Here is a 9,403-nt window from a genome sequence, read left to right as displayed (position 1 = left end):
CCGACGACCTCACCCCGCCGATCCTGGCGATGGTCCGCCGGTTCTACAGCGGCTGGTCGGCATGGTTCGACGACCTCCCCACGCACATCCAAGGCACCTGAGGGTCGCTCCAACAGCGCGGTCATCGCCATGACCGTGAAGTCACCCCTCCATGATCCGCAGCGTAGGCCCTAGCTACCTGCTAGCAAGTAGCTAGGCGGTACGGCGGGTTCAGCGCATGACGCGCGTGAGGAGGTCACCCTCGTCGAGTCCACCGAGGACTCCGGGCTGCCCGGTGGGGCTGGACCAGGAGACGGCCAAGACGTCGGGGTCGACGTCGTCCGGTTCGACGGCCTCGACCGTCACCAGGAGGTCGTGACCGTCGTCGGTGATGAGCAGGGTGTCGCCGTCGGTCAGGTCGATGACGCGGACCTGTTCAGTGGCAGTGGGGTCCCAGACCTCCCCCGCGTCCTGGTTGTCGAGGTCGTCGAGGTCGTCCTGGTCGTCGAGGTCTGCGTCCTCTGCGTCCTCCGCGTCCTCCGCGTCCTCCGCGTCCTCCGCGTTCTGGTCGAGGCCATCGACTCCTCGCGCGGTGTCGAGCGTCGGCACCTCCCGCGAGGGTTGAGGTCGTCCGACCTCACTGCCCACGGCCTGCGGAGGGGTCGCACCTGCCGCCGCGAGCGCCGAGGCGGGGTTCGTCGTGTGGCTGGGGGCGCCTTCGTCATCGGCGAGAGCAGCGTCGGTGGCGGCGTCGAGGTGGGGCAGCTCGCGGATGGGGACGCCGAGGGCTTCGAGGATGGACCGGTCGCTGGGGCGGTCACCGCGAGCTGGTGCGAGGTCGGCGCTGGTCGGCTGGGGGGTCCACCACATGTGCACTTCTTCTGGGCGCGTGCCGGCGAAGGAGACCCAGGCGCGGCCCTTGACGTTGTCGAGGAGGCGGCGGGGAGCGTTCTTGTTGAAAAGCATCCGGCCCGATTCTTCGTCGGGGTTGCCGAGGCTGACGCGGACACCGAAGTTGGATCGGGCCTCGGTTCCCAGCCATTCACCGGCGGCCTGCTGGGTGGCAAAGATGACGTTCATGTTCGCCTCACCGGCTAGGGCAAGGATCTGGCGCAGCTTGCCCAGGACGGGGTGCTCGTTGCCGGTGGGCACACCGATGGGGGTCTCCTTGGCCTTCTTGGCGGCGTCGGCCTCGGCCTTGAGCTGCGGGCGCTCGACGGTGGTCCAGTGCTCGCTCAACCGGTCGTAGAGGAAGCGGGCCTCATCGATGAGCAGGACTCGGCGGGGCAGACCGGAGCGGGCGACGTCGCCAGCGTTGATGCGTTCGTAGCGGCGCATCATCTCGTCGAAGAAGCGTTCGATGGCGGCGATGAGGTGTTCGATCTGCGCGACGCTGTACTTGGCGCGGACGGCGGGCAGGGCTTCCAGCCCGCGCAGCCCGGCGATCTTGCCGTCAATGAGGTCCATCTCGACGCCCAAGAGACCGAGCTGGACGATGAGGGTGCGCAGGAAGGACGTCTTGCCGCCTCGGGTGCTGCCGCCGATGAGGATGTGCGGCTGCTGGTCGTCGAGGTCCCAGACGGCGAGGGCGCCGCCACGACGTACACCGAAAGCGACCACCGTTCGCGGTAGGTCGTCGGAGCGGGGCGGGTGCGGGGCGAAGGTCGGCAGCGGGGCGGAGCGGGTGAGAGTGCAGGTGTCCTCAGCCGGGCGCCAGGACGCCTCCCACACCCCGCCCAGGATGGTGCTCAGCGCGGCCGAGACCCGAGCGCGGTAGGCGGTCGAGCTGGCCCGTGCCGCACTGGTGGGGGGCCACTCGAACGTGAGGCTGGTGAGCTTGCCCGTCGAGGTCGACACCGCGGGTGCAGGGTGGCCCTTGCTCAGGGCGAGCGCGGCGCTGGGGGTACCGCCGGGGACGTCGCCGGCCTCGGGCGTCGACTGGTCCTCGCGCTGCCAGGACGTGATCTTGACTCCGGGTAGGAAGCCGGTCAGGACCCCCTCGGCCCGGACGATGTCGGGTGGGGTGTCAGGCGTGGCCGCGATGGCGCCGGGGGTGGTTCCGACCCGACGGATGCTGACGCGGCTCGGGTCGGTGAAGTCGACGGCGACGGGGACGGTGACACGCTTCTCGATCACGCCGCGCAACCGGGCCTGGGCCTTGTCGTCGAGGGTGAGGTGGGAGGGAAGCATCCAGTCGACGGGTAGGCCCTGGTGGTCGGGGCGTCCACGTCGGGGGTGGCGCAGGGTGTCGGTGAGGGGACGCGGGTCGCGCAGGGCTCCCTTCAACCCGACGCCCAGCCAGGCGAGCTTGCGGGCCCGGCGCCGGGCTCGGCGGGTGAGCAGTTCGGCGGTGATGGCACCGGCCGTAGCCAGGACGGCGAAGACGATGGCTACCGCGGTGCGGTCCAGCAGGACCGCCGCGCCCAGGCACACCACCGCCCACAGCAGGTAGGGGCGCGCGCCGGTCCAGCCTCCCCCGCTGGCGCGCCAGTAGCAGGCCAGCAGGGCAGCAACGCCGAGGGCGACGGCGCCGGCCTCGGTGGTCAGGTCCGAGCGGGTGAAGGCATGGGCGGCCACGGCCAGGGCGGGGCCGAGCAGGGCGGCGCCGAGCAGGTACGGGGTGCGGGTGGTGGTTAGCGCAGCGGTGAGGTCGTCGAGGGCGTCAGCATCAGCGCCGCCCCCTCCCCCGGTGCTGGCTCCTGAGCGCAGGTCGCTGCCTGAGGGGCGCTCTGTCGCGCTCAGCGTCGGGGTGCTCGCTGCGCTGTCCTGGTCTTCATCGGGGGCGCCGGCTGGCGCTGCGAACGCGGTGGGCGTGGTGGCCTTGCCGGCGCCGGGAGTCTTGCCGAGGCCGGTGGTCTTGCCGGGGGTGCGAGGCATCGCGGCTCTCCTGACGGGCGTGACGCGGGCTGGGTGCTGGTGGCGCTTCCTCATGACGGTGGCGAGAGGCAGCGACGTCGCGGTCTCGAGGTCTGGGGTCTGCGCGGAGAAGGTGATGGCGGGGCCGTTGAGGCTCCGCGGAGGCGGTCCGTCCCGGTTGCTTGCCGCAGTGGCCGCTGGCGATCAGCTAGCTGCCGGACAGCGAACTGATCTTGGCTCGCTCGCTGTCGGCTTGCATGACCGTGCTACCGTCAACGACGCAGGTTCTCGCAGAGGTTCTGACGACGTTGACATAGCCCGTCCAGGCAGCCTCCGCTCACTTCTTCCCCCGCGGCCCGTTGGGCGCCCAGGTGGGCCACTGCGGGGCCGGCACCTCTTGGTCGGCGGCGCGGGCGACGGCTGCGACCAGTCCCTTGGAGACCTCCAGCTCGGTGGCGATGCGCCCCAGGCTGACGCCGTGCTCGACGAGCTGGCGGAACAGGTGGTCTCGCTGGGCGCGGATGGTGTCGGCGCGGTGGCTGGCGGCGATGTGCTCGGTGATGACGGAGCGGGCCTCCTCCAGCAGGGCGAGGGTCTGCTGGTCGAGCACGGCGGGCTGGCGAGGCGACATGAGCGAACGGTAGCGATCAGGAACGTGTCGCGTGTAACGCGCTGTACGCGACTCAGGTGCGCTCACGGCTCGGTCCGCTCGACCAGCCCGGCGGGACGGCCTGCGCCGCCGAGGCCGTAGTGGGCCAAGATCGCGGCGCTGACCAGGTCGTCCTTGGTCGGCTCCTCCCCCGCCTCCCACAGCGCGTTGTAGACGTCCTCGATCAACTCGTAGGCGGGCACGCGCAGCCGGTACCCGACGGCCTTGCGCGCGACCTTGCGTCGGCCGCCGGTCTTGGGCGTCGAGGGTGCGGGCGCGTCGGGGCTCACCGTCGGTGCGACCGGTGCGGCCCCGTCTGCGACGACGGGAGGGGTGCGCGACGCCCGGGTGGTGGTCTTGCCGTTGGCCTTGGGGCGCTCCTTCGTGGCGGCGCTCGCAGGCTCGGCGGCGGGCTCGGCGGCGGGCTCGGCGGCGGGCTCGGCGGCGGGCTCGGCGGCGGGCTCGGCGGCGGGCTCGGCGGCGGGCTCGGCGGTGGTCGCAGCGGTGTCGGCAGCGGTGGGCTCCGCTCCCCCGGCGTCGGGTGCCTCGACGGCCGCGGGCGGCTCAGCAGGTGCCTGCTCGACGCTGTCCTGGGGTGCCTCGTCGAGCGGTTCGCGGGGCGCGGTGTCACGGCGGCCAACGGCGGCGAGCCAGTTGCTCGCAGGCTTCTTCGTGGCCATCAGCGCTCACCCTCCGTAGCGGTGTCGTCGATGCCGGTGCTGTCGGCGGTGTCGTCGTCGGCGTCGGCTGGGGGGCGGCGCAGCAGCTCCTCCAGGACGTCGGGGTAGGTGCCCAGGTCGGTCGGGACGGAGCCGTGGGCGCCGCTGTACGCTTCGCGGCGACCCACCTCGGCGGCCAGGACGTGCAGGCCCATCCCCTCCAGGGCCTCGCGTGCCTCGATGCGGCTGCGGGTGTTGGGGACGACCCGGTTGAACAGCAGGCTGAGCTGGATGGGCCGCAGGACGGCCACCTCTGCGGCGACGTCGAGCGTGGGCGTGACGCGCTTGACCTCGCTCATGCTCGGGGCCAGCGGCAGCAGGAGGTGGTCCGTGACCTGGAGGGCAGCTCGCACGATCCCGGCGTCGTGCGGGCCGGTGTCGACGATGACGTGGTCGTAGTCACCCGAGACCTCCTTGATGCGCTTGGCCAGGTGTACCGAGGGCCAGCGGTTCACGACGATCTGCGCCGGCCAGTCCTCGGCAGCGTCTTCGCTCCAGTCCCAGGAGGTCGGGTTGCTGGCGTCTGCGTCGACCAGCAGGACCCGCTCGGTGGGGCGCAGCCGGGCCAGGGTGAGAGCGAGGTAGACCGAGGAGGTGGAGCGGCCCACCCCACCCTTGAGGTTGGCCAGGGTGATGCGCAGCTTGCTGGTCTCTTGCGAGTTGCTAGCAAGTCGCTGGTCGGTGTCTGTCATGGACCTCTCCGCTCCGGTGGGGTGCAACTCGCCAGCGAATCGCTATCGCCCATCTGGCAAGTGTCTTGCAGTCCGCTGTCAGTCCGCTAGTTACCTGCTAGCAGGTTCGTAGCTGACTGGTGGTGATGTGCTGTCGTCAAGTTAGAGAACTGCTAGCAGTTTACCAGCATCTAGCGTCTAGGTAGCAAATGGCTTGCTACCTGCTAGCAGGTAGCTTGCTACTGACTAGTGCGTCGCTAACGAGTTGCTGATCGAATGCTGGCGTCCTGCTATTCGGATCACCAAACGGTGATGGTCACTCCGGTAAGAACAACGCCGTCGACGTCAATGTCTTCATACCGGTGCGCTGATTCTCCACTCAGCCACGCATAAGGATCGTTTCCTTCATGACGCGATCGACGCAAAGCATCCGAAGCGTTGTATCCGCTTTTTCCACCGATTTGCACGCCGCGCCCATTGGAATAGTTCGCCGTGAAAGACACGCGCCGGCGGCCCCGTGCTGCTCGACGCAGAGCGTCCAGTACCTCCCGCCGGCCGCGTTCACGGCCAGCGCCTTCGGAGCGGGGGGAGTTGACCTCGATCTGACGGGCGCCGCCCTGGAGGTACGTCGTCCGGGTCGTGAAGGTGCCGCGTCCACCGCGAGCTGTCGCGGGGGAGGAGCTGGCGGTCGATTCGGCGTCCTCAGGTCGCACGACCGGCGCCTCAGCCCCGCGTGGGGCGCGCACGGGGACCGCTCGGCCCTGCCGGTCCCGGCGGCGGGCCGGTCGCGTCTGAGTGCTGCCGGTGGTGTGCAGCTCGGTGAGGGCCTGGCGGTAGGTCTCGCCCGTGCTCTCCCCGCGCACGACCTTGCGGACCATGCGGGGGGAGCGGCCGAGTTCCCGGGCAATCTCGGTCACGGTCATCCCGTACTGGCGCAGCGACCCGATCAACTCAGCCGGGCTCATGGCCTCCGGGGAGGGGGCGTTGTTCTCAGGCACCGGTCGTCGTCTCCTCGGATGCGTTGGGGGAGTGGGGAAGTGCCCCGTCGATCCCGGCGGCCACGGCCTGCTCGCGCAGCTTGTTACGTTCGGCGGCGCTCGCGGGCAGTTTCACGTCGGGCAGGAAGCCTTGCAGCCGAAGCCGCCCCTCGCGGCCGTCGTCGCCACCGCCGTACTGCGTGGGTAGCGACCAGGGCTCGACGGAGGTGGTGAAGATCGCGTCACCGTTGATGCCGAGCAGCGTGGTCGGGTCGACCTCCAGGGCGCCCACGGTGGTCCACGCGCCGAAGGACAGCTTGACCGACAGAGCCGAGGGGCAGGACAGGACTCGGGCCCGGCCACGGGCCCAGACCTGCGCTGCCAGCTCGATGCGTTGGTAGGCGGCGTTGTTGCCGCTCAGGCCGCGGGCGGGCTCGCGGTAGACGAACGCCTCGCCGTAGCGACGCACGTCGTGGGCGTACTGCGCGGGGACGTCGCGTGCCGACCACACGACCCGGGTTGTCTCCCGGCCGCGGGAGGCGAAGGCGCCGATGCCCTGGATGAGGATGGCGCGCAGCGCGGCCTGAGTCGCACGCCGCACGGGCAGGTCGAGGCCGGGCATCTCGGCGGCGCGACGTCGAGCGCGCACCAGCCGGTCGGCCCAGGTGTCCAGGACCCGTCCCTTGGCGAAGCTCAGCCCTTCCAGAACCTCGACGGTCCATCCGTGGTCGAGGGCGAGCCTGACCTCGACGGCGTCGGCCCAGCACTCGCCACCGGCGCCGGGGACGTTGGGGTAGTGCCACCCGTCGCGGACGTTCTCGTGTTGAACCCCCAGGAGGCCGACGTGGTCCCAATAGTCCGGGACCGTGAAGCGGACGCGGAACCTGGCGCGGCAGAACGGGTCTCGCTCGATCAGTTCGGCGGCTTGCGGCCCGGTGAGGCGCGTGACCGGGCCGGTGCCCAGCTCGCGGCACAAGCTCGCGTACATGAACCGGCCGTCGGTATAGGCGAACGCGCCCCGGGGGGTTTCGGCCAGGTCGACCAGCGGACGGCAGCCGCCGCAGGTGCACGCGGCCGGGCCGGTGGTCAGGTGCTCGATGCGGTGCTGGCCAGCGGTGCGGTGCAGCAGCTCCGCAACGTCCTCGGGCAGGGGCTCGGGGTCGATCGTGCGGGGCAGGCTCAGCGCCCACAGGTTCGTGCCGGTGGCCGCGGGGGACAGGAACAGCTCGGCCTTGCGGTCGCTGGCCCGCAGGGCGTCAGCGGTCGCGGCCCAGGCCGCGCGAGCTTGCGCCGGGGTCACGGTGGCGGTGCCGAACCACTCCGCGGCCAGGCGCACCTCCAGGCGGCTGTGGGTGACCTCGTGCTCGAACCGGCCAGTGGGCGGGGTGCCCAGCCAGTGCACCAGGGGCGTCCACTGCGGGGTGGGTACCACCAGCCAGTGCTTGTCCTGGCCCGGGACCGGGTCGGGGACGGGTCCGGTGAGCATCAGCCGCTGGGCGCCGCGGGCCAAAGCGGTGTCGAGCAGGTCGGCCAGGTTGGGGTACTTGCGCCGGCCGCCGATGCGTGGCTGCACGCTGGCCCCGGAGTCGTCGACCCCCACCCCGGTCTTGTGGTCCAGCCAGACGGTCGGGATCGGCTTGGGGTGCCAGGGGACGGGCCTCATGCCGCGCTCCGGCGCTGACGGCGGGTGCGGCGGGGGGTGTGAATGGCCCCGGCGGCGACTCCCTCGTAGTCGCGTTCGGTGGCGACCCAGGACGCGCACTGTTCGATCACGGGGCAACCGTGGCAGAGGCTCAAGGCCGCGGAGGCCTCAGAGCCCTCTACGGCGTCGACGAGTCCCCAGCGGCCCAGGCAGCGGGCGAAGTCGCGACAGCGCGAGGGCGAGGCGCTGACGGCTTGCTGGACGGCCTCCGCAGGCAGGCCGGAGGGCGGGGGGAGCGTCGGGAGCGGTGCATGCACGTTGTCACCTCCACGAGAAGCGGGGGAGCGGTCTCGGGACCGCCCGTGTTTCGTGTTACACGATACGCGGTTTTCGGTGGAGGTCAACCCCGGGATGGTGCGAAGACGCGGGAGGGGTCAGGCACCCCGACGGACGGAGTCTCGGCGGTCGAGGCCGGCGATCTGGTAGACGCGCTGAACCGCGATGCCGAACAAGGCCGCGATGACGGCCCAGCCGTGACCCTGGGCGCGCAGCTCCTCGACCAGGACGGCGCGGCGCTCGCGCAGACGATCAGCCCTCTCGGTTAGCTCGGCCAGCTCGATCCTGAGCTGGCGAGCCTCGACGACAGCAGGGTCAGGGGGTAGCGCATCGGCCATCGACTTGGCGCTGTCACGAGTCTGCTTGTGCGGCACGTCGACCCCCTCCCGCTTCCCAGACGGCGACTCACCGCCTGTCGACCACCTGACCGTTGTACCGGCCACCCGCCCCGCCGTCCCGTCACTTCCGGCGTGTCGGAGTTCGACCGAGGGTAGCTGCACCCCTAGAGTCCGTGGATCAAGGCTCTACGCGCGTCGTGGGGCGAAGGACTTCGTGGGAGGAGCAACACCCCACAACTGAAGATGGCGGGAGCCGCTGAGGACTCCCGCCACCGGCGTCGCATCCACAACGCCCGGGTCGCCATCACGCGACCCACGATCTGCAACCCCTGGCCGGGGGTTCGGATCATTTACTGCTACTGACCTGCTAGCAGGATAGCGCGGGGTGCGTCGTTGGTCGAGCCATGCCCGCGTCCGACACGCCGGTGTGGTGATCCTCCTGCGCCCCTCCGGGGGTGGTGCCCGAGCACCGCGGGTTGGTTGGCGTCATGAGCCGGCCGCCGCGGAGAGAGGGCCGCTAGCGGATGGGTTGCCCGGAGTCGAGCCGGGGAGCGCGATCGGAAGCCGCATCTAGTCGGCGTACCCACTGACCACCTGCCAGCACTCAGCCAGCCAGCAGCCAGCGAACAGCGAACAGCGAGTCAGTTGCGAGGAACCTGCTAGCAGGTCACCTCCAGCTACTCGACCCGCGGCCTCGGACACGAGCTGGGGCTACGGCCGGTGGCTGACGCACGAAGGGCATCGGCCGAGGCGAACCCCGCCTCCGGTGCCGGCTCTCGTGAAGCAGCGAGCTCGTGGACGAGGAAACTCCCCACCGGCTGTCGGTGACGTGCTTGGTACGCCCACAGACGGGAAGTGTCGCCGTCCGAGACGACCACCAGGGTTTCGGACGGGGGGAGGCAGATGTTGGGGGAAGTGTGTCGCGCGCCAGCGCGGCACCTCGCCTGGGCGACAACTGGATGAGGTGGAGGGGGTTCAGCGGTGATCGGGGCAGGGGGCACGCCAGGCCCGCTGGCGCGGGCGAGGTTCGCGCGCCAGGGTAGAACTCGCCTGTCTGGGGCTGGGTTTCAGTCTAGGTATCTCGAAACTCTGGCACTCCCAACGGCCCGAGCGAGCGCCAGCGAGGGAGAGCCGTTGCTACGCAACGGCTTACGAAACTCCAGGCCGCGCCAGCGGCCACACGGTGCACAGCTCGCGCGCCAGCGCGAGGGCACGAGGCGGCGCGCCAGCGCCGCC

At 70.8% G+C, this 9,403-nt stretch carries 8 protein-coding genes; all 8 read right to left on the bottom strand.

Features of this window, described 5'->3' with window-relative positions; all coding sequences use genetic code 11:
- Positions 1 to 210 precede the first annotated feature (210 nt).
- Positions 211 to 2,856 carry an FtsK/SpoIIIE domain-containing protein gene (locus AB1207_RS24240; protein WP_367641387.1) on the bottom strand — a complete coding sequence of 882 codons (2,646 nt, stop codon included), beginning with the start codon at positions 2,854 to 2,856 and terminating at the stop codon, positions 211 to 213.
- A gap of 316 nt (positions 2,857 to 3,172) precedes the next feature.
- The gene (locus tag AB1207_RS24235; protein WP_367641385.1) at positions 3,173 to 3,466 is read right to left on the bottom strand and encodes a hypothetical protein; all 294 of its coding nucleotides are present in this window, start codon (positions 3,464 to 3,466) and stop codon (positions 3,173 to 3,175) included.
- A 62-nt stretch (positions 3,467 to 3,528) separates the two neighbouring features.
- Positions 3,529 to 4,164: a hypothetical protein gene (locus AB1207_RS24230; protein WP_367641382.1), complete on the bottom strand. Its 636-nt coding sequence runs from the start codon at positions 4,162 to 4,164 to the stop codon at positions 3,529 to 3,531.
- Positions 4,164 to 4,895 (bottom strand): AAA family ATPase, encoded by a 732-nt coding sequence (locus AB1207_RS24225; protein WP_367641381.1) that lies wholly within the window; start codon positions 4,893 to 4,895, stop codon positions 4,164 to 4,166. Before AB1207_RS24225 ends, AB1207_RS24230 begins: the two co-directional genes overlap by 1 nt.
- Before the next feature lie 278 nt (positions 4,896 to 5,173).
- The gene (locus AB1207_RS24220) at positions 5,174 to 5,872 is read right to left on the bottom strand and encodes a hypothetical protein (protein WP_367641380.1); all 699 of its coding nucleotides are present in this window, start codon (positions 5,870 to 5,872) and stop codon (positions 5,174 to 5,176) included.
- Positions 5,865 to 7,514 (bottom strand): hypothetical protein, encoded by a 1,650-nt coding sequence (locus AB1207_RS24215; RefSeq protein WP_367641379.1) that lies wholly within the window; start codon positions 7,512 to 7,514, stop codon positions 5,865 to 5,867. The genes AB1207_RS24220 and AB1207_RS24215 overlap by 8 nt, the downstream gene beginning before the upstream one ends.
- Positions 7,511 to 7,624, bottom strand: a complete 114-nt coding sequence (locus tag AB1207_RS24545) for a hypothetical protein (RefSeq protein WP_437179020.1) — start codon at positions 7,622 to 7,624, stop codon at positions 7,511 to 7,513. Before AB1207_RS24545 ends, AB1207_RS24215 begins: the two co-directional genes overlap by 4 nt.
- Before the next feature lie 303 nt (positions 7,625 to 7,927).
- Positions 7,928 to 8,203 (bottom strand): hypothetical protein, encoded by a 276-nt coding sequence (locus AB1207_RS24205; protein WP_367641376.1) that lies wholly within the window; start codon positions 8,201 to 8,203, stop codon positions 7,928 to 7,930.
- Positions 8,204 to 9,403 lie beyond the last annotated feature (1,200 nt).

This window comes from Kineococcus endophyticus, assembly GCF_040796495.1.
GTDB classification, from domain to species: Bacteria; Actinomycetota; Actinomycetes; order Actinomycetales; family Kineococcaceae; genus Kineococcus; species Kineococcus endophyticus.
Note: the sequence above shows the minus strand (reverse complement) of the source record. Positions and strands in the feature narration are given on the sequence as shown.

Coding starts and splice junctions, on each gene's coding strand:
- AB1207_RS24240 (WP_367641387.1), bottom strand. CDS start 2,856: ATGCCTCGCACCCCCGGCAAGACCACCGGCCTCGGCAAGACTCCCGGC.
- AB1207_RS24235 (WP_367641385.1), bottom strand. CDS start 3,466: ATGTCGCCTCGCCAGCCCGCCGTGCTCGACCAGCAGACCCTCGCCCTG.
- AB1207_RS24230 (WP_367641382.1), bottom strand. CDS start 4,164: ATGGCCACGAAGAAGCCTGCGAGCAACTGGCTCGCCGCCGTTGGCCGC.
- AB1207_RS24225 (WP_367641381.1), bottom strand. CDS start 4,895: ATGACAGACACCGACCAGCGACTTGCTAGCAACTCGCAAGAGACCAGC.
- AB1207_RS24215 (WP_367641379.1), bottom strand. CDS start 7,514: ATGAGGCCCGTCCCCTGGCACCCCAAGCCGATCCCGACCGTCTGGCTG.